General features: G+C 59.6%; 23 protein-coding genes. 8 read left to right on the top strand and 15 right to left on the bottom strand.

Annotated features, from left to right (window positions below; all coding sequences use genetic code 11):
* The first annotated feature begins 92 nt into the window (after window positions 1-92).
* Window positions 93-2045 carry a WD40 repeat domain-containing protein gene (locus BUB69_RS08855; RefSeq protein WP_073164792.1) on the top strand — a complete coding sequence of 651 codons (1953 nt, stop codon included), beginning with the start codon at window positions 93-95 and terminating at the stop codon, window positions 2043-2045.
* A 13-nt stretch (window positions 2046-2058) separates the two neighbouring features.
* On the opposite strand, the gene BUB69_RS08850 is transcribed toward BUB69_RS08855, so the two are convergent.
* On the bottom strand, window positions 2059-2331 hold the full coding sequence (locus BUB69_RS08850) for a hypothetical protein (protein WP_425439357.1): 273 nt from the start codon (window positions 2329-2331) through the stop codon (window positions 2059-2061).
* A gap of 333 nt (window positions 2332-2664) precedes the next feature.
* Here BUB69_RS08850 and BUB69_RS08845 point away from each other — a divergent pair, with 333 nt between their 5' ends.
* The gene (locus BUB69_RS08845) at window positions 2665-3606 is read left to right on the top strand and encodes an alpha/beta fold hydrolase (RefSeq protein WP_084537069.1); all 942 of its coding nucleotides are present in this window, start codon (window positions 2665-2667) and stop codon (window positions 3604-3606) included.
* Window positions 3607-3661: 55 nt separating this feature from the next.
* On the opposite strand, the gene BUB69_RS08840 is transcribed toward BUB69_RS08845, so the two are convergent.
* A complete protein-coding gene (locus BUB69_RS08840) occupies window positions 3662-4867 on the bottom strand; it encodes an MFS transporter (protein ID WP_073164788.1) in 1206 nt (401 codons plus the stop codon).
* A 110-nt stretch (window positions 4868-4977) separates the two neighbouring features.
* On the opposite strand from BUB69_RS08840, the gene BUB69_RS08835 reads away from it, so the two are divergent.
* On the top strand, window positions 4978-5610 hold the full coding sequence (locus tag BUB69_RS08835) for a TetR/AcrR family transcriptional regulator (RefSeq protein ID WP_073164784.1): 633 nt from the start codon (window positions 4978-4980) through the stop codon (window positions 5608-5610).
* Here BUB69_RS08835 and BUB69_RS08830 read toward each other — a convergent pair.
* Window positions 5607-6257 carry a DUF4214 domain-containing protein gene (locus tag BUB69_RS08830; RefSeq protein WP_073164780.1) on the bottom strand — a complete coding sequence of 217 codons (651 nt, stop codon included), beginning with the start codon at window positions 6255-6257 and terminating at the stop codon, window positions 5607-5609. The genes BUB69_RS08835 and BUB69_RS08830 overlap by 4 nt on opposite strands.
* A gap of 216 nt (window positions 6258-6473) precedes the next feature.
* Here BUB69_RS08830 and BUB69_RS08825 point away from each other — a divergent pair, with 216 nt between their 5' ends.
* The 3 genes from BUB69_RS08825 (at window position 6474) to BUB69_RS08815 (ending at window position 7836) form a co-directional block, all read left to right on the top strand.
* The gene (locus tag BUB69_RS08825) at window positions 6474-6731 is read left to right on the top strand and encodes a hypothetical protein (protein ID WP_024686477.1); all 258 of its coding nucleotides are present in this window, start codon (window positions 6474-6476) and stop codon (window positions 6729-6731) included.
* 131 nt (window positions 6732-6862) lie between these two features.
* Window positions 6863-7435 (top strand): riboflavin biosynthesis intermediates N-glycosidase, encoded by a 573-nt coding sequence (locus BUB69_RS08820; RefSeq protein ID WP_073164777.1) that lies wholly within the window; start codon window positions 6863-6865, stop codon window positions 7433-7435.
* Window positions 7436-7536: 101 nt separating this feature from the next.
* Window positions 7537-7836, top strand: coding sequence for a hypothetical protein (locus tag BUB69_RS08815; protein WP_073164773.1), 300 nt, complete (start codon window positions 7537-7539; stop codon window positions 7834-7836).
* A gap of 140 nt (window positions 7837-7976) precedes the next feature.
* On the opposite strand, the gene BUB69_RS08810 is transcribed toward BUB69_RS08815, so the two are convergent.
* The 7 genes from BUB69_RS08810 to BUB69_RS08780 all read right to left on the bottom strand — a co-directional run bounded on the left by BUB69_RS08810 (window position 7977) and on the right by BUB69_RS08780 (window position 17658).
* Window positions 7977-9860, bottom strand: coding sequence for a methyl-accepting chemotaxis protein (locus BUB69_RS08810; RefSeq protein WP_073164769.1), 1884 nt, complete (start codon window positions 9858-9860; stop codon window positions 7977-7979).
* A gap of 247 nt (window positions 9861-10107) precedes the next feature.
* Window positions 10108-11349, bottom strand: coding sequence for an OprD family porin (locus BUB69_RS08805; RefSeq protein WP_073164766.1), 1242 nt, complete (start codon window positions 11347-11349; stop codon window positions 10108-10110).
* A gap of 152 nt (window positions 11350-11501) precedes the next feature.
* Window positions 11502-13238, bottom strand: a complete 1737-nt coding sequence (locus BUB69_RS08800; RefSeq protein ID WP_073164763.1) for an ATP-binding protein — start codon at window positions 13236-13238, stop codon at window positions 11502-11504.
* On the bottom strand, window positions 13235-14836 hold the full coding sequence (locus BUB69_RS08795) for a 5-oxoprolinase subunit B/C family protein (protein ID WP_073164760.1): 1602 nt from the start codon (window positions 14834-14836) through the stop codon (window positions 13235-13237). The genes BUB69_RS08800 and BUB69_RS08795 overlap by 4 nt, the downstream gene beginning before the upstream one ends.
* 9 nt (window positions 14837-14845) lie before the next feature.
* Window positions 14846-15640: a putative hydro-lyase gene (locus BUB69_RS08790; protein ID WP_073164756.1), complete on the bottom strand. Its 795-nt coding sequence runs from the start codon at window positions 15638-15640 to the stop codon at window positions 14846-14848.
* The gene (locus BUB69_RS08785) at window positions 15637-16407 is read right to left on the bottom strand and encodes a LamB/YcsF family protein (protein WP_073164753.1); all 771 of its coding nucleotides are present in this window, start codon (window positions 16405-16407) and stop codon (window positions 15637-15639) included. Before BUB69_RS08785 ends, BUB69_RS08790 begins: the two co-directional genes overlap by 4 nt.
* Before the next feature lie 18 nt (window positions 16408-16425).
* Window positions 16426-17658: an NRAMP family divalent metal transporter gene (locus BUB69_RS08780; protein ID WP_073164750.1), complete on the bottom strand. Its 1233-nt coding sequence runs from the start codon at window positions 17656-17658 to the stop codon at window positions 16426-16428.
* 253 nt (window positions 17659-17911) lie between these two features.
* On the opposite strand from BUB69_RS08780, the gene BUB69_RS08775 reads away from it, so the two are divergent.
* A complete protein-coding gene (locus BUB69_RS08775; RefSeq protein WP_073164746.1) occupies window positions 17912-18580 on the top strand; it encodes a GntR family transcriptional regulator in 669 nt (222 codons plus the stop codon).
* Window positions 18581-18660: 80 nt separating this feature from the next.
* On the opposite strand, the gene BUB69_RS08770 is transcribed toward BUB69_RS08775, so the two are convergent.
* Window positions 18661-19587 (bottom strand): Gfo/Idh/MocA family protein, encoded by a 927-nt coding sequence (locus BUB69_RS08770; RefSeq protein ID WP_073164742.1) that lies wholly within the window; start codon window positions 19585-19587, stop codon window positions 18661-18663.
* A gap of 116 nt (window positions 19588-19703) precedes the next feature.
* Window positions 19704-20636: an alpha/beta hydrolase gene (locus BUB69_RS08765; RefSeq protein WP_163032235.1), complete on the bottom strand. Its 933-nt coding sequence runs from the start codon at window positions 20634-20636 to the stop codon at window positions 19704-19706.
* A 669-nt stretch (window positions 20637-21305) separates the two neighbouring features.
* Between BUB69_RS08765 and BUB69_RS08760 the strand changes: the two genes are divergently transcribed.
* Complete coding sequence (locus BUB69_RS08760; protein WP_073164738.1) at window positions 21306-23468, top strand: TonB-dependent siderophore receptor; 2163 nt, start codon at window positions 21306-21308, stop codon at window positions 23466-23468.
* A gap of 49 nt (window positions 23469-23517) precedes the next feature.
* On the opposite strand, the gene BUB69_RS28840 is transcribed toward BUB69_RS08760, so the two are convergent.
* The 3 genes from BUB69_RS28840 to nadE form a co-directional block, all read right to left on the bottom strand.
* On the bottom strand, window positions 23518-23667 hold the full coding sequence (locus BUB69_RS28840) for a response regulator (protein WP_175561676.1): 150 nt from the start codon (window positions 23665-23667) through the stop codon (window positions 23518-23520).
* A gap of 186 nt (window positions 23668-23853) precedes the next feature.
* Complete coding sequence (locus BUB69_RS08750; protein WP_073164731.1) at window positions 23854-25125, bottom strand: aspartate carbamoyltransferase; 1272 nt, start codon at window positions 25123-25125, stop codon at window positions 23854-23856.
* A 160-nt stretch (window positions 25126-25285) separates the two neighbouring features.
* Entirely contained in the window at window positions 25286-26122 is an 837-nt protein-coding gene (gene nadE / locus BUB69_RS08745) for an ammonia-dependent NAD(+) synthetase (protein ID WP_073164728.1), read from the bottom strand.
* Window positions 26123-26124: the final 2 nt, after the last annotated feature.

Below are 26124 nucleotides of genomic sequence, written 5' to 3'. Positions count from 1 at the left end.
TGTAAACCTCACGACAGACCCCGCAGAATAATCCGAGCGATGGCACTTCCCCAAGTTCCAGCACGCATCGAACGGTCAGGGAAGCAAAACACATGAAATGGGCAGGTCTTTGGAAGTATGCGTTCTGGGTTGCAGCGATCAGCCATAGCAGTTTCAGCAACGCCGTGACCTTGCCACAGGGTTGGGACATCAGGCCGAGCAATGTGGAAGACATCGACAAAGGCCTGCCATCGAGTTTGCAGTCCTCAGAACTGGCCAATAACGGGCGTCCGCTTGCGGGCGTTAAAATGGTCGTTGCCCTGCCATTCAGCCAGGTGCTGCCAGTGGTTGTCTCGGCGCTGGAGCCTCTGGGGCCAGTGCGCGGCGAGACCGGTATGGGCACGGTATCCAATATGGATAACGCGTGGGGTGCTGTGCTGTTGACGCGACGCCCGGACCTTGTGCGCGACCTCGTTCGCCAATTCGATATGCCCAGGCTGCAGCAGTACGTTCGTGACGGAGCGCTGGCTGAAACGGAGATTGCGGAGCGTATTGAACGCATTGAGCGCACCCTGCGCTTTCAGTCGGGCAGCCCGCGCATGGCCCTGTTGACCGAGCAGTACGCGTACTGGAACGGCAGTGCCAAACGCGAACACGGCGCAATGGGCCGTAGCAACAGTATTGTCATTGCCCATGTGATCCAGCTGGACGCGGTATTCGGGCGCCCCGTGACTGCAGTCTATTTGACGCGCAATGACGAGTATCCAAATCCTGAAAGCGGGTTGCTAAGCCAGGTACGCCGCCTGGCCGATTTGAATATTTTCAGCCCCGGCCAGCCAAAGCGCCTGCAACGTAGCAGCGTACCCGGAGAGCTGTTCACCCCGGTTTTCGAGGCATTGAGCAAACTGCCGAACGCGAACCTGGAACTTGGCGTGGACGCAGAACGATGGCGCGCGCCACCCAGGCCAACGCCCTCGGTCAGCGAGCCGCAGCTCACCTTGCCGAACACCCAGGCCAGGGTGCTTGAAGCGCGAGCGGTTCTCCCCTTCAAGAACCCGGATGACTTCACCGTTCTGGCCGATGGCAGTGTCTTGCTCATCCGCAGTTATCCGCGCGCGCTGATGCACTGGTCGCCTGACGCCGGCGAGCCGCGCGAAGTCTGGAAGCCGTCGCAATTCTTCACCAAGTGGCTGTTGTCGCGCGACGCGAGCGGGCAATCGGCGTACATGACCGAGGGCCCACTCGTCATGCGCTTCGACGCGAAGACACAGTCTCTGAACACACATCCCATGGTGTTCGACAAACCGGGCTTGCAGTACAACGCGTACATGGACTACTTCCCCGACGGCAATGGCGCGCCGTTGATCTATCGCCACCAATACCTTGCCGATCACAACACGTTCGAGGTCTGGCAAGCCGCCGCACAACCGGCCGGGGATGGCACGCAGTGGAATTACACGTTGCGCTTTGCCTCTCCACGTCAGGAAATGATGAACTATTTCACCCGCGGCAATGGCCAGATCAAGCCTGTCCGCTGGGACGGCACGCTGCCCACTGTCTGGGTCGAAGACGCTTATGGGCTTTCCGAACTCGATGGCAAAACCGGTCGGGTACTGCGTGTGGTGAAGTTGCCGCGCCGCTTTGGCGAGGTGGACCCCGCCGATGATACCGGCATGGCACAGTGGACGCCGGAGCCTTTCGGCTCTGTCAAAGGCCGCTGGATCGCAGTCGGCTTTGTGCTGATGGAGGGAAAACGTCGCAATCCTGGCGTGCATGTCGTCGATGTCGCCAGTGGCAAGGTGCGGTATTCACTGACCCTGCCCGATCAGGACTCACTCGAAACGGCAGTTGGCTCACCTGACGGCCGCCTGTTGGCCCTCGCCACCGGAACCCGCAAAAACGTCGCGGTGCTATGGAACCTGGAAAACGGTCGATCCCTCACGCTTCAATCCGATGATGCAGGATGTCGGGATCTCGAACAGCTCCAATGGAGCCCGGATGGTTCGCGCTTGTGGGGGCGTTGCCAGAACGGCTTGATGACATGGGATGTGCCTGCAACTTGGTAGACCGGTTCGTCAGTCAAGGAGTGCCGATCGGGTAGTGCTTGATACGGCACTCGTAACTATGACCATCACCCTTACACAGGCCATCCAGATACCGGTAATCAACGCGCACGGACTGCCCTTTGGCAGGCCATTGCCGGCGTGGGAGCACGCGTTGGTAGTCTCTGGTTTCCGGGGTAAACGTCAGGGCAGCCCCTTCTTCCGGGCATTCTACAGTCGACGAGGCGGGGCTGACCTTCAGGATCCGGGCCTGTAGTTGCGGGTAGGGCTGTTTCAACACCTCAGTCACGCGCAGTTCCATGCGACAGATTTGCCACGTCGACGCATCCACCGGCTTGCACAACACGAGCAAAGGCAGAGCAAATATCACAAAGCGTGTTGCGTGATGACCCATCATTCCCCCTGCAGGACACCCTGATACCCGAGGCACTCTCAGACCTGGACTCGTTGAATCATAGAGCGTTTTTGATCGGCGGGTTTGAGAGATGACTGCACCTGCCGCTCCGGCTGGGACAGCGCTGATGACGCCCGCACCAACATGTAACCCATAAAATAGTTTTGACAGGTTACAAAAATATTCGTAACCTGAAAATCCACATTTAACGGTTACACAGGAATCGTCATGACTTCTCCCCAATCCATCGCATCGCTCGGGCTCGCCGCCTCTCTGCTGGCTGGCGGTGCGCATTCCGCCGATTCAACTCACCCGGTTCATTACCGTTACGAGCAGGTAGGTGATGTGAAGGTGTTCTATCGTGAGGCAGGCAACCCCGCCGCCCCCACGGTTCTGCTGCTCCACGGTTTCGCCGCCTCATCGTTCATGTTTCGCGACCTGATCCCCGAGCTGGCTGATCGTTATCACGTGATCGCACCTGACCTGCCGGCGTTTGGCTTCACCGAAGCGCCCGCGAAAAACGCATACAGCTACACCTTCAGCCAACTGGCGAAGACCATCGGCCAGTTCACCGAACAGCTCAAGCTCAATCACTATGCACTCATGGTCCACGACTATGGCGCGCCGGTCGGGTGGCGCCTGGCCGTCGCCCACCCTGAGCGTGTGACCGCGATTATTTCCCAGAACGGCAACGCCTATGAGGAAGGACTGGGCGATGGCTGGAAACCGATCCAGAAGTACTGGCGTGAGCCGACGCAACAGAACCGGAATGCTCTGAATGACTTCCCGACACCGGCCTCGATCAAGTGGCAATACCTTGAAGGGGTCGCCGACAAGAGCTCGGTTTCGCCAGACGGTTACACGCTGGAAGGGCTTCAGATATCGCGGCCTGGCAATGCGGACATTCAACTGGACCTCGTGCTGGATTACGCTTCGAACGTAGCGATGTACCCAACCTTTCAGGCGTACTTTCGCCAGTACCAGCCGCCGTTGCTCGCGGTCTGGGGAAAGAACGACCCGTTCTTCCTTCCGGCCGGAGCCGAGGCCTGGAAGCGCGATATTCCCAAGGCGGACGTTCGCTTCTATGACACCGGACACTTCGCACTCGAAACCCACGGCAAGGAAATCATCCCTGTGATTCGTGAGTTTCTGGACAAGAACATTCGCTGACAGGACCGCAGCGGGTGTCGAGAATGATGGCAGGCAGCGCAATGCTGCCTGCCCATCAATGACCGGCGACTGTCTGGCTGGACTGCCTGACGCCTTGGGTAAACCCGTGCTCGCGTGCTCGCGAAGCAATGGCCAGACCACCCAGCAGCAACACCAACAGAACCCACGGAAAGGAACCTGTGCCCCATTGGCCGAGCAAAACGCCGCCCATTATTCCACCGCCTGCGATAGCGCTGTTCCAGACCACCACATTCATCGACAGCGCAACGTCAGCACCCTGCGCTGCCGAGTCGGCAAGAGCGGTTTGTAGCAGCGTCGCTGCGCCGCCAAACGTCAGGCCCCAGATGAAGACTCCGACGTAAATGGCCAGGGCAGAACCCGGAAACAGACCGAAGAACACCGAAACTGCAGCGAACGTTGCGAGACTGGCCAACACCGTCGCTCGCAAATGACGATCAACCAGACGCCCCGTGACCCAGATGCCCACCAATGCGGCGACGCCAAACGCCAACAGCACCAGATCAACGTCATTCGCCAACCCGGCCTCGGAGACAAAAGGAGCGACGTAGGTATAAAGAATGTTGTGCGCCAGCATCCAGGTGAAAACGACACCCAGCACCGAGCGTACGCCAGGCGTCAAGAAGACCTGACGCAACGCCATGCGCTCTGACGAGGATTGGCCGGGGTAGTCCGGCACCTTGATCAATACCCACACGATCAGCAACAGCGTCATTGCGGACATCAATCCGAACGCCATGCGCCAGCCCATGACACCACCCAGCCAGGTTCCCAACGGCACCCCGAGTGACAACGCGATGGGCGTTCCCACCATCGCTATCGCCATTGCACGGCCCTGCAACCGCGGGACAACCATGCGCCGTGCATAGCCTGCAATAAGGCTCCAGGCCAACCCCGCCGAGGCACCCGCAAAAAACCTTGCGACCAGGGTCAGCCAGTAGTTGGAGGACAGCGCCGTGACGGAATTGAAAACCAGAAAGCCGATGATCGGCAGCAGCAATACCGTTCTGCGCCGCCAGCTTTGCGTGGCGATGGTCAACGGAATGGCCGCCAGCAACGAACCCAACGCGTAAACCGTCACCATCTGCCCCGCAAACGACGGCGTGACCCCCAGTCCACTGCCGATCTCCGGCAGCAAACCTGCGGGCAATGTCTCGGTCACGATGCAGATAAAACCCGTCATCGCCAAGGCCAGTAAAGCCCCAAACGGAAGCTTTGCGCTCTGTTTCTCATCTTTGGTCATTGGATGCTCTCCACTAATATACCGATCAGTACAAATATAGGGAGAAGCTGCCGGGTGGTCAACAACTTATGTATCGATTAGTATTTAAGTACTTCTGAAGGAGATCCGACATGGCACAGATGGGACGCCCGCGCAGGTTTGACCGTGACGCAGCGATCACTCAGGCAATGCATTTATTCTGGGAGCACGGATACGACGCGACCTCGCTCAGCCAACTCAAGGCGAGCATGGGCGGCGGCATCACCGCGCCCAGCTTTTACGCCGCTTTTGGCTCCAAACAGGCGCTGTTCAATGAGGTCATGGAGCGCTACCTCACCACCCATGGTCGAGTCACCGACAGTCTGTTTGATACGACCCTGCCGCCCAGAGAGGCAATAGAACTCACGCTCCGCCGGTCGGCAAAAATGCAATCCGAGCCCGATCATCCCAAGGGGTGTCTGGTGTCGCTGGGCCTGATGAGCGCGTGTTCCGACGAGAGCAAGGTCATCTCTGAGCCTCTTGCACGGGCCAGAGAGAAGAATCGTGCGGGGCTGGTTGCCTGTGTAGAACGTGCCATTGAGGCAGGTGAATTGCCAGCGACCGTGGTGCCACAGGCCCTGGCTGCCGTATTCGACAGCTTCATGCTGGGCCTGTCGACACTGGCACGCGACGGTGTTGCCCATGCGACGCTGGACGCTGCGGTAACCCACGTGATGGGAACATGGGACAACGTGTCCAGCGCACGCGTTTTTGAACCGCTTTAAAATCCGTTATCAACCACCACGGGCTGACCCACCAGTTGTAGAAAGCCATCGACCGAATGGGCGCTCAATGCGGCGAACTCGGCAGACTCGGAAAAACCGGTTACCACCTCCTGTCTGCTCAACACACCGTTCTCCAGTTGCGCGACCCACCAGTTCTGGCCTTCAGCGTCGGCGGTGCGGTTCAGGACGTTCAGGTACAACTGCTCGACAAAGCCACCCGTGTTCAGCGTGCCATAGGTCTGGGAAAACTCGTTGCTGTTGATGAAGCTTGCGGCCACATCGTTGAACGGCATGCCTTGGTCCATCTGCTGATCCCAATAGCGAAACCCGCCCTCATCCGGAGACCTGTCGAACACCGCCATATAGAGACGCGCCAGTGCCTGATCGGAGGCATCAGGCAGCCATTGATCAGGGCGAATATACGACGTCGATATTTCCTGGAAGGTGCCTGAACCTTCCAGGTCCCGGTAAACAGTCGTTTCCAGCCAGCCGTCGTCGCGCTCCACATGCAACACGTCCGTGCCCGACAGCGTGTAGCTTTCATCCGGCTCAATCCGATCCGATTCCCACCGGCCGTCATCGAATTCGTAAACACGCTGGACCTGCCCCGACACAATGTCAAAGCGCTTCAATTCCGGTTGCGACATGGTTCATTTCCTGACGAATGACTGATGCCGTGCACGCTACGATTCGAAGCTTAAACAAAACTGAAACAGACCGTTCCAACAGGGTGTTCAGAAGACGTCGCCTGGCGTGAAAAAGAGCGCTGAAGTATTCAGGTCGCGACACAACCCGACAAGGAGTGCACCCATGTTGCATACTCCACCCACGCATAGCGCTTAACCTTATTATCTGGACGTCACATGACACCCAACGCAGAACACTACAACCCCGCCACCGAATATGCCGACAAACTGATTTCGCGCATCGGACAAACACCTTCGTGGATCGCAAAGCGCATCGGTGTCACTGACAAACGCATCCGGTACATCCTTGATGGCGAGAGGACCGTGAAGGGAGAAACCACACCGATTCAGATGACGTACACAGAACAGTTTGCCCTTGAGTGCCTTGCCGCAGAGGCCAAAGCCCTGAAAAAACAGGCTTCCACACCGCAGTGACATCCGACCTGTCTCCGTTTGCCTGAGAGACAGATCATTCAAATCATTGCATTCATGGCACTGCAATCCTCGCTGTTGCCGGCTCAGCAGGCCAGCGGTAACGTTGAACGTCAGTTAACGAGGACACCTCATTGAACGACGCTAACTATCTCGACGATCTGCGCGCCCGCTTCAACGCTGGCGAACCGCTGGAGTTCCTTTTTTTCTGGGGGCACCAGCGCAGCAAAACCGCCACCACAGCTTCGTGCTTCAGCCAGTGGTTCGAGGCCGGATTCATTGTTGAAGGTCAACATTATCTGACAGCCGAGCACTTCATGATGGCCGAGAAAGCGGCCTTGTTCGACGATCAGGAAATCCGTACGCAAGTACTCCAGGCCCCGACTCCCAATGCCGCCAAAGCACTGGGCCGTAATGTGCGCGGATTCGACGACAGGATTTGGCTGCAGCACCGATACGACATCGTCGTCCGTGCGAACCAGGCCAAGTTCTCTCAGAACCCGGAGTTGAACGAATACCTTCTGCGAACCGGTTCCCGCGTTATCGTCGAGGCCAGTCCGGTTGATCACATCTGGGGTATAGGTCTCGCCCAGGACAACGAGGACGCGAACAACCCTAACCTCTGGAAAGGCTTGAATCTGCTGGGGTTCGCGCTGATGCAAGTCCGGGACGGGGTCGCTCCACTCAGCGGGCCGCACAACGGTTGATCGACAGTGAACCGTTGGTGTGGTTGAACAGACGACGCCGGGAACGACCGGCGTCGCCTGTACGTCAGACCTGTATCGACTCACTGAACAGGTACAGCGCAATGGACAAGACGATCACCGTGGACCAACTGGCTACCACAGACCTTGAATCAATCAACGAGATATGGATCGGCGACACTCATACCCAGCTATGCCTGTGGCGTGGGGAACAAGTCGTCACCCACGACATGCTCAGCGAAGGTACACACGATCAGAATACCCGGCGTCTTTGCCTGCAATTGGTCGACCCTGACGATCAGCCCGCAGTGGCCAATGTTGAGACAATCGTGCGCGAACGCCTGAAAAAGATGGACCGTGAGGGCGAGTTCTATCCGGCTGAAAAGGTGGACACTCATCACTAAATCATTCTGATGACACAGGATCCTGCAGAAGCCGGTTTTTAGCTGCTGCAGGCCCCAACCTTTCTGATCATGCACCAGCTCCCACGCTGGCGAGCGTCAGGCGGCGACGCTACGAGCATCGCCTCCGACAACAGCCATGACTAGACCTTGAACGTCCCCACCACCCTGCGCAGCCGCTCAGCCTCGCTGTCCAGCTCGGCGCAGGCCCTGAGCGTTGCGCCGAGGTTGTCGGTGGTGTGGCGGTTCAACTGGCTGATTTCGTGTACATCGCGGGTCAGTTGATCGACAGCGGTGGTTTGCTCTTCCGTTGCGGCGGCAACCGTCAGGCACATGTCGTCGATCTCGCTGATGCGTGACACCACCGTCAGCAGGCTGGCACCGGCCTGCGCTGCGACCTGTACGCTTTTGCTGCCGATTTCATGGCTGTGCATCATGGTCTGGGCCGCCTGGGTTGCGCCCGCCTGGAGTGCTTCGATGACCACGCGAATTTCCTCGGTCGCCTCCTGGGTATGGTGGGCAAGGCTTCTGACTTCGTCTGCCACCACGGCAAACCCGCGTCCGGCCTCTCCGGCCCTGGCAGCTTCAATGGCTGCGTTGAGGGCCAGCAGATTGGTTTGTCCGGAGATGGTCGAGATGACTTCCAGCACCCTGCCGATGTTGGAGGTGCGCGTGTTGAGGTCGACGATTTGCGAGCGAGTGAGTTCGATGTTTTCCTGCAAACGGTTCATCGCACTGATCGTGCTGTCCACCAGCCCGCAGGTGGTATCGATCTGCAGCCTGGCCCCCGATGCGCCCTTGGACGCCGCCGAGGCGCTGGACGCGATTTCCTGTGCCGTCGCGCCGAGTTCTTCGATGGCTGTCGCGACGCTGGTGGTGTAGCCGGACTGATGCTCGGACTTCTCGACAGAGGAATTGGACGCCGACAACACCCGACGAGTGGCCTCACCCAAGGCGTGGGTTGTCAGTGAAACCTCGACGATGGAGGCATGAATCCGGTCGCCGAAACGGTTGAAGCTCACCGCCAGTTGCCCGAATTCATCGCCTGAAAGGATCGACAGCCTACGGGTCAGGTCGCCGTCGCCTTGCGCGATGTCTTCCATCGCGTGGCCGATCAGACGCAGAGGTTTCATCAGAATACGGATGGCCAGCCCCAGCAACAGCAACGTCACAAAGCCCGCGACAAGCGTGCTGATGATCGCTGAGGTGCGAAACGCGGAAACGCTGGCCAGTGCTGCCTGCTTGTCCAGCACAATGCCCACGTACCAGTTCTGCGAAGGCAGGCCCTTGATGGGCGAGAACAGCGTAAAGGTGCCGCCCGCAACCGACGTGGCCTCGACCAGCCGGTCGCTCAATTCAATGGTCTGGCCGGGAAACAGATCGGACAGCGTCTTGCCGATCAGTGCGCTGTCAGGGTGAACCAGTATCTTGCCTTCCTTGCTCACCATAAAGGCATACCCGCCGCCCTCGAATGCTTGTGCATTGAGGGTCCGGGAAATGGTTTCGATGCTCAGACTGGCGCCCAGAACGCCCAGCATCTGGTTACCGGAACGAATGGGTACCGCCTGGGTGATGATTCTGTAGTCAATGCCTGCGCCCACATAAGGCTCGGTCATTGCCGACCCCTTGTCGATGGCGTCCTTGTACCACTGCCGTTGCCGAGCGTCGTAACCGGCAGGCATTTCACGTGGCGGATAGATTTGAAAACTGCCATCACCGGTGCCGGTATACGCCGCGATGAACTGCTCCATGAGCACCTGCCCCTGCAATCGGGCCAGAATATTTTCCGGGCCTGGATCCTGGGCGATGAACTCGGCAACGGCCTTGACCAGTATCAGTCTGCCGTCCAGCCAGCTCTGGATATCGTGCGCCATCGAAGCAGACAGCGCGCGCGTGTTCTGTTCGATTTTCTGCGTGCTGTCTTCACGCAGGCGAGTGTCATTCAATACGGAAAACGCGCAGAACACGGCCATGATGACCAATGCGGCAATCAGCACTATCTTCTGGTTGAACGTGAGGTGTCTCATGACTGCTTCTCCGCGGATGAATCGCCGGGCCATTGATCGACGCAAGGCAATGGATCCCGGGGCGCACTGTTAAGTGCGCCCCGGGACTGTTTCGTTATTCACAATCGCAACACTGAAACGTCTGCACCCTGTAATGACTGTTCCCACTTTCAGGGTGCACGACGCTGCATGCCAAATGGCATGTGTTTATAAAGTTGCAAAAGACGACGCGAGGTTTAGTGCTGAACGTTAACGTGCCAACTGTCTGTTACCACAACGGCAGTGTGTAACTTACGATCAAACGGGTTTCATCCAGATCGTTACCGAAGTTGGAACGCACGGTCGCATTTCTGAGGCGGACCCCCACATTCTTCAGCGAACCACTCTGGATGATATACGCCAGGTCCGTATCACGTTCCCACTCTTTCCCCGTGTTGCTGCCCGCCACCAGCGCGTTGTCGCCGTTTACATAGCGGGTCATGAACGTCAGTCCCGGTACGCCCAACGCGGCAAAGTTGTAGTCATAGCGCACTTGCCAGGACGTTTCCTGCGCGTTGGCGAAGTCATTGATCTGGACAAAGTTCACCAGGTACGGGTCGGTATTGGCGATATAGGGAAACGGGTCATCCCCGCTCATGCGCTGATAGGCGGCCATGAACACATTGCTGCCCAGCGTGTAGGAGACCTGTCCGTTGGCAGCGCGGTTGTCGAGGGCGCGGAAATTGCCATCCTCCGTACTTTTCGAATAACGCAGGTCGAACTTCAGCGATTGTCGGTCCGCCAGAGGGATTTCATAGACCACGCCACCGAAGTATTGCCGGTAGACGTTCTCCAGGTTCCCGTAATACAGGCTGGTGCTGAGGGTCTTGCTGAAGCTGTAGGTGCCGCCGCCAAACGTGAACTCGTCACTGGTGCCACCGATGCGGTTGCCGGTGAAGTCCTGGTAGTTGGTGGAGCTGTTGAACTTGATCTGTTCAAGTTTGCCGCCTTGCAGGCTGAGCTTGTCGATGTCCCTGGACGTAAGCATGGCGCCCTGGAACGTGGCAGGCAGCAGGCGTGTGTCATTGCTGGAGACCACCGGGCTGCGGAACGCCAGCGAGCCGACTTTGAGCACCGTTTCAGAGACCTTGGCCTTGGCGGTCAGCTCAAGTTTCGAATACTCATCCTGCGAGCCCCGTCCGTTTCTGGAGCTCAGGTCTGCAGGCAGCAACCCGGTACCGCCCGAACCGTCACCGCCATCAAGCTTCAGCCCCACCATGCCGAGTGCATCGAGGCCAAACCCCAGCGTCCCGGCGGTGTAGCCCGACTCCATCCTGAACAGTGCCCCCTGCGCCCACTCTGTCGCCGAATCTCGCTGGGCGGTGGGAGGCCCGTTACGAAAGTCTCGATTGAAGTAGAAGTTACGCAACTCCACGCTGGCTTTGCTATCGCCAATAAAGTCCGCCGATGCCGCCAGCGGAAACGTAAGTGCGCACGTACTGATAAAGCAAAAAGTCTTATTGATCGACATTCCCGTCATGCTCCGAATATGGGCAGATTGAATCGACTAAGTTTATTGTTATGGGTGGTGCGGTAGTGCGTGGAACATTTTCTTTGCGGCAGGACGCAACAGCCAGGTTAATGCCCGGCCGTGCGTACTGTCCGAAAAGAGGTACTGCTTAATCAGTGATCTGTTTTGATGTGTCCAATCTTGAACTTTGCGTTCAAATAACTTCCGGACTGTTCGCTGATCTGTAACTGACCGGCGCAGGGTGCGAGCACTGAAGTTTCCATCTTCATCGCTTCCATAACAGCAATCACCTGCCCCGCCTCCACGGTTTCGCCATCGTTGACCACCCAACTGTGCAGATTGCCTGCGACTGGCGTGATGACGGCCTGCGCGTCAGCGACCTCGGCCACTGCTGTTTCGGGCGCGGCATCGGTGCCGCCCAGGTTGACACCCCGTAACAGCGCAGTGGGCAGGCCCAGTGCATGGCGCTTGCCGTCTATCTCGACGAACGTACGCAGCACACCCGGATCCACTGACACCGCGGCGCGCGGCGCGAGGGTGATCTGCTCGGCAAAGTCGGTCTCGATCCAGCGGGTGTACACCGCAAACGTATCAGGCGCGGTGAAATCATCATGGTCCATGACTGCCCGATGGAACGGCAGAACGGTTGCCACGCCTTCAATGCGGAATTCTGCCAGCGCGCGGCGCGCACGACGGATCGCCTGTTCGCGGGTTGCGCCGGTCACAATGAGCTTGGCAATCATCGAGTCGAAGTTCGGCGACACACGCGAGCCTTGCTCGACGCCGGTTTCCAGACGAACCCCAGGGCCGGACGGCGGCTGAAACACGTCGATCGAACCCGGCGTAGGAAGGAAACCGTTGCCCGCATCTTCTGCGTTGATACGGAACTCGAAGCTATGACCACGCGGAACCGGTGTGCCTTCGAACGACAGCGGCAGGCCATCGGCCACCCGCAGCTGCTCGATCACCAGGTCGATACCGCTGGTTTCTTCAGTGACCGGATGCTCGACCTGCAAGCGGGTGTTGACCTCAAGGAACGACAGGGTGCCATCGGCGCTGAGCAGGAACTCCACCGTACCGGCACCCACATAGCCTGCCTCGGCGCAGATGTCACGGGCCGAGTCATGAATGCGCTGACGCAGTGCGTCGTCCAGGTACGGCGCAGGCGCTTCTTCGATCAGCTTCTGATTACGACGCTGCAACGAGCAGTCGCGGGTGCCGGCGACCACGACACGGCCGTGACGGTCAGCGATGATCTGCGCTTCGATATGCCGGGGCTTGTCCAGAAAGCGCTCGACGAAACACTCGCCACGCCCGAACGCCACCACGGCTTCACGCACAGCTGACTCATACAGCTCGCTGACTTCATCGAGTTTCCACGCCACCTTCAAACCGCGACCACCACCACCGAACGCCGCCTTGATGGCAATCGGCAGGCCGAACTGCTCGGCAAACGCGACCACTTCACTGGCATCGTTCACCGGCCCTTCAGTCCCGGCTACCAGCGGCGCGCCGACTTTCTGGGCGATGCGTCTGGCCTGTACCTTGTCGCCCAGCGCATCAATGGTGCTGGGGTCCGGGCCGATCCAGGTCAGGCCCGCATCGATCACGGCGCGGGCAAAATCGGCGCGCTCGGACAGAAAACCATAGCCTGGGTGAACCGCGTCGGCACCGGCACGTGCCGCCACCGCCAGCAGTTTCTCGATGTTCAGGTAAGTGTCGGCAGGCCGCTCGCCATTCAGCCCATAAGCTTCGTCGGCCTGGCGCACATGCAATGCGTCGATATCGGCATCGGCATACACCGCCACTGAAGCAACGCCATAGTCACGGCAGGCACGGGCAATACGGATGGCAATCTCGCCACGGTTGGCAATCAGAACCTTTTTCATTGTTTATGGGTCTCGTCTGAAAGAGCTGGGCACACGGGCTCGAACGCGCCCAACGGATTGAAGCGAATGCGTGAATTGATCGGAATCTGACCGGCCAGGTCCAGGTGATGCGGCGCAACGACTGCGATGACCGGGTAACCACCGGTCAACGGATGGTCGGCCAGAAACAGCACCGGCTGGCCATTGGGCGGCACTTGAATCGCACCGACGGCAGTGCCTTCACTGGGCAGTTCGCCATGAACCGAACGTTCAAGCGCCTGATCGCCCGCGAGCCGCACGCCGATGCGATTGGATTGCGGCGTGACCTGCCAGGTCTGCCCTGCCAGCACGGCCTGCGCGTCGGCAGTGAACCAGTCACTGCGCGGGCCCATCACCACGTCCAGCACGATGACCTGATCGGAGCGCGGCATGTCGAACGGTTGTTGCTCGCTGAGCGAGACTGAAACGCCACCCCGCTTGCAGTGGAAGCCCAGACGATCACCCGCTGCCAAGGGTGCAGGTCCCACCTGAGCCAGGGTGTCGGTGGACAGGCTGCCCAGCACGGGTTCCTGCGTGAAGCCGCCGCGAATCGCCACGTAGTTACGCAACCCGGCAGACGGTGAGTCGATGCTCAACTGATCGCCATCCTGCAGAACGAATGGCGTATAGAGCGCCGGGCGCAGCAGTTGACCGTCGGCGGTACGCACTTCCAGTGCGGCCGTTGCGCCCGTGACTGCGGCCACGGTCTGACCGTGACAGGTGACCGTCAGGCCGCCCATCAACACTTCCAGACAGGCAGTCGCGGCAGCGTTGCCTACCGCACGGTTGGCGGCGCGCAACGCACCCCGATCCATCGCGCCTGAAGCCGAAACGCCCTGCCCTGCCCGGCCGGGACGCCCGAGGTCCTGAAACAGCGTCTGCAGACCCGGCGACAGCACTTCCAGACAGTTTTCAGTAGCGTGAGACGCCTGACGACGCGCCGGTGCGGCGACCGAGACGCTGTCCGTAACAGGCCCCGCATCCACAAAGCGCACGCGATAGCCCGGTTGCAACAGCGCAGGCTCGTCGCGCTCCAGGTCCCACATTCGGGTCCCGGTAACACCAATGATCTGCCAGCCACCCGGGCTGGCCTGCGGGTAGACGCCACTGAAAGCGCCCGCCAGCGCCACGGCACCCGCCGGAATCCGGGTGCGCGGCGTGCTGCGACGCGGCACCACGAACTCCGGGCCACCACTCAGGTACGCAAAGCCGGGGGCGAAGCCACAGAAGGCCACCTTGTAATCGCTGCCGGTATGACGCCGGATCACTTCCTCAGGACTGATGCCCAGTTCACGGGCGACGTCGTCCAGATCCTCACCGTTGTAATGCACGGGGATTTCGATCAGCTTGCCAGCCTCGCGAGCCTTGACGTGCACGTCACGCGTGGCGATCTGCGCGGCCAGCGCTTCGCGACTGACCGCACCGGGGCGGAAATGCACCAGCACCGTCCGGGCGGCAGGAACGAGTTCCTCCACGCCATGGATGGGCTGCTGCTGCAAAGAGTCGAACAGGGCAAGAGTCTCGTCCAGGTTCGCCAATTCAACCAGGAGCGCGTCCTGGCTGACCGGGTAGAAACGCATGATCCTCTCCTATACGTGGTAGTGGCTGTCGGGCACATCGGTGATGAACATGTGGCCCGGTGCGTGGGAAATCGCAAAAGGTACACCAGACGCCATGACCACGGCCTGCGGTGTCACGCCACATGCCCAGAAAACCGGAATTTCACCAGGCTTGAGGGTAACGGCATCGCCGAAGTCGGGACGCGAAATATCCTCGATGCCGAGCAGACCGGGCTCGCCCACATGGACCGGAGCACCATGCACACCGGGGTAGCGCGCAGTGATCTTGATGGCATCGGCCACCCGGTCGGCCGGGATGGGCCGCATCGACACCACCATCTCGCCTTTCAGACGCCCGGCTGGACGGCAGATGCGGTTGCTGCGGTACATCGGCACGTTGCAGCCTTCGCTGATGTGACGCACATCGATGCCGGCTTCCAGCAAAGGGGTCTCGAAGGTGAAGCTGCAACCAATCAGAAAAGTGACCAGATCCGTATGCTCGGTCCAGAGATCCCGCACATCGCTCACTTCATCGGCCAGCTTGCCGTCGCGCCAGACGCGATACAGCGGAATGTCGGTACGCAGGTCAGCGCCCTCGGCCAGAAACGTGCTGTAGCTGCCCGGCTCGGTCACGTCGAGGATCGGACAGGCCTGCGGGTTACGCTGAGCGAACAGCAGAAAATCGTAAGCCCACTCGCGCGGCAGGCAAATCATGTTGGCCTGGGTCATGCCCGGCGCATGGCCTGCGGTGGGCGAAACCTTGCCGTTGCGATACAGGGCACGGGCAGCAATGGCTGCCAGACGGGCATCGTTTAATGAGCTCATGGTTGACCTCGGGTAAATGCACGAATGTTGACCTCTGCGTCGAGCAGACGTTGTCTCAGTGCATGGGCGATGTTGACCGCGCCGGGGCTGTCGCCATGCACGCAGATCGAATCGGCTTGCAACTCGATCAAGCTGCCGTCTTCGGCCTCAATAACGCCATCGCGCACAAGACGCAGCATGCGTTCAGTGATCAGCCCGACATCGTGCAATACGGCGCCAGGACGCGAGCGCGACACCAGCGTGCCCTGGGCGGTGTAGGCCCGGTCCGCAAAGGCTTCGGACACACAGGACAGGCCTGCCTCGCGCGCCCAGCCCAGCAACTTCGAATTGGCGAGGCAAACCAGCTTGAGCTGCGGATCGATGCGCAGGATGGCCTGAATCACTGCCGCAGCCTGCACAGGGTCGCCTGCGATGGTGTTGTACAGCGCACCATGGGGTTTGACATAGGTCACGCGGGTCCCGGCGCTGCGGGCCAAGCCCTGGAGAGCACCGATCTGATAGATGACATCGGCCGTCAGTTGCTCGGCAGGCACGTCCATGTTGCGCCGGCCGAAGCCGACGAGATCCGGATAGGCCACGTGGGCGCCGACGGCCACATCACGAGCAGCCGCTGCTTCGAGCGTTCGCAGTATGCCGGCCGGATCTCCGGCATGAAATCCGCACGCCACGTTGGCGCTGCTGACCACTTCAAGCATCGCGGCATCGTCGCCCATACTCCAGGCACCGAAGCTCTCTCCCAGGTCACTGTTAAGGTCAATCGCACGCATCAGAAAATCTCCTTTGGATCAGGCCGCGCCGATAAAGGCAAAGATGGCGCCTGCCGATTTGTAAGCCATGAACCACGACAGCAGGCAAGTCAGCATGCCCAGCACCAGCATCCAGCGAGGATAGTGGTAGCCGTCCATGAGGTCGGACCGGCGCCAGCCTACGTACATGAAGATGCTCAGGCCCAGTGGCAGGATGAGGCCGTTGAAACCGCCTGCGAACACCAGCAAAGCCGCTGGCGGTTTGCCGATCACCATATACACGGCCATGCAGATGACGATGAAAACCACGGTGGCGAGGTTACGAACGCGCTCAGTGATCTTCTTGGAGAACACCGTTATGAAGGACATCGACGTATAAGACGCGCCGATCACACTGCTGATACCCGCTGCCCATAGCACCAGACCGAACATCATCATGCCGATGTCACCCGCTGCTGCATGGAATGCTTGACCAGCAGGGTTTGCGCCCTTGCCAGACACGTCGATCACCACGCCGCTTGCCACCACACCCAGAATAGCGAGGAACAATATATAGCGAGCGATGCCAGTGACCAGGATACCGGTCAGTGCTGCGCGGGATACGGCCTGAATGTTTTCTACGCCAACGGTGCCGCGGTCAAGCAGACGGTGAGCACCTGCATAGGTGATGTAACCGCCTACCGTGCCGCCCACAATGGTCGTAATCGAGGCAAAGTCGATGAAGTCAGGCCACACCGACTGACGCAGGGCTTCGCCCAGCGGAGGATGGGTCGCGAAGCATGCGAACAGGATCAGGCATATTTTCAGGATGCCCAGCCCCATCATGATCCGGTCCATCGCCATGCCTGCGCGATGAGAGGAGAAGATCGCAATGGCAAGCAGCGCACTCAAAGCGCCCCCCCATTTAGGATCAAGGCCGGTCAGCGCATTCAAGCCCAGACCTGCACCGGCAATGTTACCCAGCATGAACACCAGGCCGCCGCACAGCACCAACAGCGTCAGCAAGTAGCCACTGCCCGGAATAGCGGCGTTGGCCAGATCGGCCGCGCGCATTTTAGTCAGCGACACGATGCGCCAGACGTTCAGTTGGACAACGAAGTCGATCAGGATCGACGCCAGAATGCCGAAGGCAAACGCGGCACCCAACGTGGCGGTGAAGGTCGCCGTCTGGGTGAGGAAGCCCGGGCCGATGGCGGAAGTCGCCATCATGAAGATCGCGGCGATCAACGAAGCGCGCCGGGCTTTCGTAAACTCTTGAGTGGTCTGTGTCACGGCAACATTCCTACGATGAGTGATACCTCAACAGAGCAATGTGCGTGCCAAGGCTCAATCAACCCGCCTGCAACGTAGATAAATCAAGAGATCATTGTTGAACAATCCACTACACATTGATCAGTCAATTGCACCAAGTTGTTACCCTAAAACTCAATAGCGCTACTTAATGAAGCACGCAGCGCGCTTCTTTCTTGCCACGCACTAAGCTCTCAGAGAAGATCGTCGCGGCTTTTACCACCCTGGACCCCTTATGAAAGACGCAACACCCCCTTCTCCCGCTCGTACACTGGGAGAATCCATCACCCAAGAAATCCGCCGAATGCTGGTCGAAGGCGAATTGGTGCCCGGCCAGCGCCTCTCAGAAGCGGCCCTGGCTGAAAATCTGGATATCTCGCGTAACACCTTGAGAGAAGCGTTCAGGGTCCTCACCCGTGAGGGTCTGCTCAAGCACGAACCCAATCGTGGCGTAACGGTGGCCGAGCCCGACATGGCGTCGATCATCGACATCTACCGCGTGCGCCGTTTCATCGAGTGCAAGGCCATTGCTCAAGGCTATCCGCAGCACCCCGGCACCCTGCACATGCGTGAAGCGGTCGAGGCCGGCATGCGAGCGCGTGAAGCTGAAGACTGGGTGGCGGTAGGCACCGCCAACATGATGTTCCACAAAGGCATCGTCGAACTGGCCGACAGCCCGCGGCTGGTGGTGTTTTATGGGCAGATCTCGGCCGAGCTGCGGCTGGCCTTCGGATTGCTCAACGCTCCGCAGTTCCTTCACCTTCCCTACGTCGACATGAACGCAGCGATTCTTCAGTGCGTGGAAGCCGGTCAGGCCGATAAGGCCACCGCAATGCTCGAAGCGTATCTGGTGCAATCGGAGCGCACGGTTCTGGCAGCTTACGAGCGCAGCCTGAACCGATAAGTGGCAGGGTCGCGGCGCTCATCCTCCATCATGAAGATGAGCGCTCACCTCTCCGACCTGTTTTGCCTGTCGTGACGCGATCAGTCGTAAAACGGCTCGACCGCCGCGCGACTGCCCACAAAAAAGCTGTCGGCCACCAGCCGCAGCGGCTGCAGGTCCAGGTCACTGGATTTGCTGGCGATCAACTGCTGGAAATGTCGATACACAGCCGCGTACTCGCCCTCCTCTGAAACCGTCTGCTGCACGCCGTCGATGCTCAACAGCGCGCCACCGCTATCCAGCCGCAGAGTGCCCTCGGCGCAACGGATCTCGATGCTCCAGAGTTCGTCGTGGCCATGGTCGAAATCGAACTCTGCACGTATGTCGAGGTGCCTTGCATCCGACATCCGAATGGACGCGGCAATAGGCGACTGGCAATTGGAAGGCACACGCAATTGGGCTGACTCGACGAAGATCGGCAATGGCAACAGGTGCGTGGCAATCGACAATGCATTGATGCCAGGATCGAACACACCCAGCCCCCCAGGCTGCCAGATCCACGCCTGGCCGGGGTGCCATTTGCGCACGTCTTCTTTCCAGTCGATCTGCACGTGTTGCAGCGTTCGGGTGGCCAGCCATTCACGAGCGGCCTCGATACCCGGCGCATAACGAGAATGCCAGGCAAACAAACCACTGACGCCCTGTTGCTGCGTCTGGCTCACCAGTTCCATCGCCTCGCCCAACGTGGCGCAGGGTGGCTTTTCAACCAGCACATGCTTGCCTGCGGCGAGCGCCTGCTGCACCAGCGCGAAGCGGCCTTGCGGCGGCGTGCAGAACGCAATGGCATCGACCTGCGGCCCGCTTTCAAGCAGCTCACCCAGAGACTTGAAGTTTTCCACACCATCACAGGGCTGCCCTTGCGTGGCGACCGACACCAGTTGAAACGCGGGGTTGGCGTGGATCGCGGGAACGTGCTGATCCTGGGCGATCTTGCCGTAGCCCACCAGACCGAGACGAATCGGTTGCATCGAAGACTCCTGAGTTTTTGTATTTATGTCGGGGAGCAAACTAGACGGAAACGGCGCGGCGGACAATGGGCGTGTGCGGTCGCCGCCCGGTTTTGACGACGGTACCTGCACCGGGCTTACTGCGGACCGTCAGCCGTTTGAATCCGCTCCGTTACCCAGTCACGACTGCGCGCAAGCACCTTCTGCCCTATCGCCACCGGAAAATGAATGAAGCCGTGTGGTGATTCCGGCAAAAGATGCATTTCCACCTCCGCCGAGTGCTTCCAGCGTTCAGCCATTTCCAGCGTATCGTCCAGCAGCGGGTCAATGTCGCCGACGAACATCAGCGCTGGCGGCAGCCCGGTGAGGTCGCCGTACAAAGGCGATAAAGGCGGCTGCTGGCGCTGTTCATCGGTCAAGCCAGGTGTGAGCAGGCGCAAGGCATCGACCATGCCCGGACCATCGAGCACCAGTGTCTCGGGACCGGCCGCGCGCACGCTGGCGGTGCCTGTCAGGTCGTACACGCCGTAATACAACAGCGCACCTTTAATGCGCTGCATCAGCCCTGGCCTTTCCTTCAGTTTCAGCAGGGTTGCGGCGGCAAGGTGGCCGCCTGCGGACTCACCCACTACGATAACCGGCAGACCGGCAAACTCCGTGCAGTCATTGCCCAGCAGCCAGCACGCCGCCGCCAGACAATCATCCATCAGACCCTCGACAGGCGTGGAGACAGCCAGCCGGTAATCGACCGAAACCACCGCCACGTCGCACGCGTTGACCATCGCGACGTTAAGGTCATCGTTCATCTGCGCATTGCCGATCACCCACCCGCCGCCATGAAAGTCGAGCACGACACCCTTGGCTTTGCCCTTGGGCCTGATGATGCGCACCGACACAGCCACGTTGTTCGCACTGACGACTTGCTTCTCGGCGTGAAGGCCATGCCGCGCCAGCTTGCCGGCCCCGCCGATCTGACTGACACGCAGCAGCGCCTGAATCAGGGTCGGCGCAATACGGTTTTTAATGCGGAAACGTGGCAGCCTGCCAAGAGTTCTATTGAACTGACGCATTTGCGCCAGTTCATGGTCGTCGAAACTCAAACGCTTGTTGTCGTCCAATCCTTATCCCTCGAGTCATTATCAGACCACTCACCATTGCTACCTTCAGCCCCGTGCAGAGAAGCCGTGCCACGAACACAGTGAACATAACAGGGTCTCATGGCAGTCATCATCATGCCCCAAACCCGTTGAATGGATTCACTGACGATGACACTTATCACGACTGAAAATAATCCGACGTGCAGTAGCTATATCGATTAATGCCCACACGAGACCTGACAAACCTCCACCACCAACATCGCACGTGAGGACCAAGCCTTCACGGCGCCGGGCAGGGACTCAATGTGGTCTATAAGCACTACCCATTCAACCACTCCCCACCCATACGGAGTCTGCAAAGCCGAGCCCGTTGAGTCGACGCGGCGGCACCACGCTTGCGAAGGGCACACCTGACGTCCAGGACAGAAAAACACCTGACTTACCGCTCGACCTTACCCGCCTTCACACGCTCGAACACCCGCCTGCCTTGAACAATAGCCACTGCTGAAAGATGTGAAAATTTTGTTAAGTATTTGTCCGCGTAGGCTTTTTCCGACCGAAACAATCTGTCACACTAACGCGAATCGTTCTCAACACTATTATCACTTGGCCACGGAAGGCTTTTCAGGGAGTGTCAGGTTCATGCCGGGCCAGCAACTGCAACGCCGTCACCGTTTCACGCCATGCCTGTTGACCATGGGTATTGCCCTCGCCACCTCTCATATGGCTTTCGCCGCAGAGCCTCTGCCTGAGCAGGCGACCGGGACACTGGAGCTGGGTGCCACTGAAATCAGTGATGCACGCCTGGGCACGACCACCGAAGGCACTGGTTCCTACACCACCGGCGTCATGCAGACTGCGACCAAACTGCCCCTGAGCATGCGCGAAACCCCGCAGGCCGTGACCGTGATCACCCGCCAGCGCATGGACGATCAAGCCATGACCAGCGTCAACGATGTGGTCAAAAACACCCCCGGCCTGTTCCTGAGCCAGTCCAGCGGACCCGGCAGACAGACCTACACATCACGCGGTTTCGACATCGACAACATCATGTACGACGGCATCCCTGCCTCCTACTCTGGCTGGACCATGGGCGTGCAGCCGAACCTGGCAATGTTTGATCGCGTGGAAGTGATTCGCGGCGCCACCGGCCTGATCACCGGCGCAGGCAATCCCTCGGCGGCTATCAATATGGTGCGCAAGCGCCCGACGGCAGAGCCGCAGGTGACCCTCACCGGCAGCGCCGGAAGCTGGGACAATTACCGCGGTGAGTTCGATGCGTCGAGCAAGCTGAATGACAGCGGCACCCTGCGAGGCCGCGTGGTCGGCTCCTATCAGGACGCCAACAGCTTCCGCGACAAGGAAGAGAGTGACCATGGCGTTTTCTACGGCGTAGTCGAAGCTGATCTGAGTGAGGCCACCACAGCGACCCTGGGTTATTCCCGTCAGGAAGACGAGACCAACTTCTTCTGGGGCGGTCTGCCGCTGGGCACCGACGGCCACCACCTGAACCTGCCCCGCTCCACCTACCCAGGTTCCGACTGGGAAAAGAAGAAACTGCAGATCGATACCGTATTCGGCGAGCTGGAACACCGCTTCGACAACGACTGGAAACTGCACCTGGCCGGTACTGCCTCGTCACTCGACGGCCTGTTCTCGGGCACCTACCTGTCGCGCTACAACGGCCCGCTGGAAACCACCGCGTACCAGTCACGTCCCGAGGAAAAACAGACCGCCTTCGACGCGTTTGCCAGCGGCCCGTTCCAGGCCCTCGGCCGCACACACGAACTGGTGGTCGGCGCGAGTCGTCGCGTCTATGACAAAGACAGCAAGGAATACAGCCCCTACGACACCGGCCTGCCGATTGCAGCGCCAAAGCCAAACTTCGTCCGCGACGGCAACCTGCACAGCGTCGCCACTCAGGAAGGCGTGTACCTCACGACCCGCTTGAGCCTGGCCGATCCCTTGACCCTGATTCTCGGCGGCCGTCTGGACTGGTACGACTACGATGACCGCACCGGCGATGGCGACTACAAGGTCACCCGGAACGTGACGCGCTACGGCGGTCTGATCTACAAGCTGGACGACACCTATTCGGTGTACGCCAGCTACACCGACATCTTCCAGCCACAGAACTATCAGGACTTGTCCGGGGCGCAACTCAAACCCGTCGTCGGTGAAAACTACGAAGTCGGCATCAAGGGCGAGTATTTCAACGGTGCCCTCAACGCCAGTCTGGCGGTGTTTCGCACCGACCAGACCAATGTGGCAACCCAGACCTCCACTCAGGCAGGCTGCCCGGTACTCACCTGCTACGACGCATCCGGCCTGGTGCGCAGCCAGGGCGTCGACCTGGAACTGCAAGGCGCGCTGACCGAGAACTGGCAAGTCGGCGCAGGCTACACCTTCACCCGCGCTCATTACGTGAAGGACGCCGACCCTGCGAACAAGAACCAGCGCTTCGACACCGACACGCCTGAACACCTGTTCAAGGTCTCGACCGTGTACCGCTTCCAGGGCCCCCTGGAAAAATTGCGCGTCGGCGGCAACGTCTACTGGCAGAGCCGCATGTACAACGACATCGCCCTCACCAACGGCAGCTATCGCCTCGAACAGGGCGGCTATGCCGTTGCCGACCTGATGGCCGGTTATCAGGTCAACAAACATCTGGACCTGCAGTTGAACGCGAACAACGTTTTCGACCGCGTCTATTACTCGGCGATTGGCACCAGTTCCGTGTGGGGCTCTACCGACACCTATGGTGATCCGCGCAATTACACGCTGACGGCCAAGTACCGGTTCTGATGGATTCGCCAGCCGCTACCGGATTGACCGGGGGCGGCCCGACGCTCTCTCAATCCCTTCCCGACGACGCCACAAAACCTTCCAGCGCGACACTATCGACAGGCTGGGTGAAGTGCCGGTAAAACCCGGCATCCAGCGCCATCTGCCTGTCGTTCACTTGACCGTAACCGGTGATGGCGGTGAGCGACTTGCCCTGCATACGTGGATTGGCCCAGCGCTGTCGGCGACCTGCTAACCGTCCATATCGGGCAGTCCGATGTCCAGAAGGATCACCTGTGGATTGTCTTCCTGAGCCTTCGCCAGTGCAGACGGCCCGTCGTGCATCAGACCTATATTCCGACCCATCCGCCTGTTCTCTGAACGTCACGCAACAGCCCGTTGGTCATCACTGCTCGCAATAAGGCACACCCTCATCCGGCCCTAGATAAATCGGGACACGCCACCCCACATCGCGCAATGACCGCTGCACCTGATCTTCAACACCCAGCAGCGAGGCGAAGATCGCCATGCGTACGGCAATGCCGTTGTCCGTCTGCTTGAAAATGGCCAGCCGGGAGTCAAGATTCAGGTCGGTACTCAGGTCGTTTGCATCGGGCCGGGAGTCCCTTGGCAGCGGGTGCATGATCAGGGTATTGGCACCACACACCGCATTCACCAGCGCCTGATTGATCTGGAAATCAGCGCTGTAACCTTCCAGGGTCTCCTGTTCGGCGAAACGCTCTTTCTGAATGCGCGTCGCGTAGACCACATCGGCACCTTTCAAGCCGTTGGCCAGATCCTGGGTTTGCTCGACGCGATGCCCCTTGTCCGCAAGGTATTGCACCAGATGCTCAGGCAGCGTCAGCGCGGTTGGTGAAACCAGTGTGAAGGTCAGATTGCGGTAAAGCGCCAGCAGCTTGCTCAACGAGTGCACGGTGCGCCCGTATTTGAGGTCACCGACGAAGGCGATATGTGCACCATCCACCAGCTTGTCGAGCCGCGAAAACTCGCGCTGGATAGTGTAGAGGTCCAGCAGCGCCTGGCTCGGATGCTCGCCCGGACCATCGCCTGCGTTGACCACCGGAACGTGAGTGGCTTCGGCGAACTCGGCGACTGCGCCCAGTTCAGGGTGGCGCACGACAATGATGTCGGCGTAGCCACTGATGACACGGCTGGTGTCGGCGACAGACTCGCCTTTGGCCATTGATGAAAACGTGAAACCGGTGGTATCGCAGACCGCCCCGCCCAGCCTTGCGAAGGCCGAGGCGAAACTCAGCCGGGTGCGAGTGCTGGCCTCGAAAAACAGATTGGCCAGCACGGCACCTTCCAGCACGCGCGTGGTTTTCTGGCGACGAGCGACTGGCTGCATCATGTCGGCGATACGCAAAAGTTCTTCCACCGACTCCCGGGTGTAGGTCTCGACCGACAGCAAATGCCGGGCCACTTCCTCGTTGCCGTGCGGCCTTGAGTCTGCGGGCTGCGAGGCAACTGCACTGCCCTTCAGAATCTCCAGAACGAAGCGTTGCGCGATGTCTGGCATCTTGCGCATTTCGGCGGATTCGTCAGGCAGCAGCCAACTGTCCAGCGCACGACGCGAAACGCCAAGACGCTGGGCGAGCGCGTCGCGGGTGAAGTTGAGACGGCGCATGGCGTCGCGGAGGAAGACTTGTTGGGACATGTGAAAGACCGATCCGAATATACACGCTGCGTATACTCAACATCTTTAAATCACAATTCAAGCGTATATACGGATTTAGTCGACAGCTTTGAGAACGCTGGACGCTCTGCGTCCCAATTCGCACTGGCGACGCAGGTTGATCGGCGATCCGCGCAAGACTTCAGACAGGAGAAATCGGCAATTCACGCTTGTGAGCAGTCTTGCGGTAAGCCGCTTCGATGATCGCCGCTGCCGACGCTGAAACGTCCTTGCCCAGCAGGTAATTATCGATGTCGTCGTAGGTGCAGCCATAGGCCGCTTCGTCCAGTTTGCCCGGATCCAGGTCTTCAAGATCAGCCGTCGGGGCTTTGCTGACGAGGTGTGCCGGAGCGCCCAGCGCCCCTGCCAGCAGACGAACCTGACCTTTGGTGAGGCCGCTCAAAGGCGCCAGATCGCAGGCACCATCACCGAACTTGGTGAAGAACCCCATTACCGCCTCGGCGGCGTGATCAGTGCCCACCACCAGGCCACCGACAAAGTTGGCAATCGCGTACTGCGCCAACATGCGGGTACGGGCCTTGACGTTGCCCTTGGCGAAGTCGGTCAGTTCCGGGCTCGGCTCAAGACCGTCAATAGCGATAGCGCTCATCACGCTGTCGACCGCACCGGCGATGTTCACGTTGGTGATCAGGTCTGGCTGGATGAAGCTCAACGCCGCTTGCGCGTCATGCTCATCGGCCTGGGTCTTGTAAGGCAGCCGCACGGCAACGAACTTGACGTTGTGGCCCGCCGCTTTCAACTCGTTGACCGCCAACTGGCACAGGCGTCCGGTGGTCGAAGAATCGACCCCGCCGCTGATGCCCAGCACCAGCGCTTTCGCGCCGGATTCAAGCAGCACGCCTTTGATAAAGCTGATGCGTCGGACGATTTCGGCACTCACGCTGTCAGCATCGGTGATGCCTCGGTCAATACCAAGGGCTGACTGGATCTCGGCTTGCAGACTGGTTTGCGTATTCATGA

This window comes from Pseudomonas asturiensis, from assembly GCF_900143095.1.
Taxonomy (GTDB): domain Bacteria; phylum Pseudomonadota; class Gammaproteobacteria; order Pseudomonadales; family Pseudomonadaceae; genus Aquipseudomonas; species Aquipseudomonas asturiensis.
The sequence above is the reverse complement of the archived record's forward strand: the minus strand, read 5'-3'. Positions and strand labels throughout refer to the sequence as shown.

Bases quoted from the DNA above. Each gene is read 5' to 3' on its own strand.
- BUB69_RS08855 (WP_073164792.1), top strand. From the start codon at position 93: ATGAAATGGGCAGGTCTTTGGAAGTATGCGTTCTGGGTTGCAGCGATC.
- BUB69_RS08845 (WP_084537069.1), top strand. From the start codon at position 2,665: ATGACTTCTCCCCAATCCATCGCATCGCTCGGGCTCGCCGCCTCTCTG.
- BUB69_RS08840 (WP_073164788.1), bottom strand. From the start codon at position 4,867: ATGACCAAAGATGAGAAACAGAGCGCAAAGCTTCCGTTTGGGGCTTTA.
- BUB69_RS08835 (WP_073164784.1), top strand. From the start codon at position 4,978: ATGGCACAGATGGGACGCCCGCGCAGGTTTGACCGTGACGCAGCGATC.
- BUB69_RS08830 (WP_073164780.1), bottom strand. From the start codon at position 6,257: ATGTCGCAACCGGAATTGAAGCGCTTTGACATTGTGTCGGGGCAGGTC.
- BUB69_RS08825 (WP_024686477.1), top strand. From the start codon at position 6,474: ATGACACCCAACGCAGAACACTACAACCCCGCCACCGAATATGCCGAC.
- BUB69_RS08815 (WP_073164773.1), top strand. From the start codon at position 7,537: ATGGACAAGACGATCACCGTGGACCAACTGGCTACCACAGACCTTGAA.
- BUB69_RS08810 (WP_073164769.1), bottom strand. From the start codon at position 9,860: ATGAGACACCTCACGTTCAACCAGAAGATAGTGCTGATTGCCGCATTG.
- BUB69_RS08805 (WP_073164766.1), bottom strand. From the start codon at position 11,349: ATGTCGATCAATAAGACTTTTTGCTTTATCAGTACGTGCGCACTTACG.
- BUB69_RS08800 (WP_073164763.1), bottom strand. From the start codon at position 13,238: ATGAAAAAGGTTCTGATTGCCAACCGTGGCGAGATTGCCATCCGTATT.
- BUB69_RS08795 (WP_073164760.1), bottom strand. From the start codon at position 14,836: ATGCGTTTCTACCCGGTCAGCCAGGACGCGCTCCTGGTTGAATTGGCG.
- BUB69_RS08790 (WP_073164756.1), bottom strand. From the start codon at position 15,640: ATGAGCTCATTAAACGATGCCCGTCTGGCAGCCATTGCTGCCCGTGCC.
- BUB69_RS08785 (WP_073164753.1), bottom strand. From the start codon at position 16,407: ATGCGTGCGATTGACCTTAACAGTGACCTGGGAGAGAGCTTCGGTGCC.
- BUB69_RS08775 (WP_073164746.1), top strand. From the start codon at position 17,912: ATGAAAGACGCAACACCCCCTTCTCCCGCTCGTACACTGGGAGAATCC.
- BUB69_RS08770 (WP_073164742.1), bottom strand. From the start codon at position 19,587: ATGCAACCGATTCGTCTCGGTCTGGTGGGCTACGGCAAGATCGCCCAG.
- BUB69_RS08765 (WP_163032235.1), bottom strand. From the start codon at position 20,636: ATGCGTCAGTTCAATAGAACTCTTGGCAGGCTGCCACGTTTCCGCATT.
- BUB69_RS08760 (WP_073164738.1), top strand. From the start codon at position 21,306: ATGCCGGGCCAGCAACTGCAACGCCGTCACCGTTTCACGCCATGCCTG.
- BUB69_RS28840 (WP_175561676.1), bottom strand. From the start codon at position 23,667: ATGCAGGGCAAGTCGCTCACCGCCATCACCGGTTACGGTCAAGTGAAC.
- BUB69_RS08750 (WP_073164731.1), bottom strand. From the start codon at position 25,125: ATGTCCCAACAAGTCTTCCTCCGCGACGCCATGCGCCGTCTCAACTTC.
- nadE (WP_073164728.1), bottom strand. From the start codon at position 26,122: ATGAATACGCAAACCAGTCTGCAAGCCGAGATCCAGTCAGCCCTTGGT.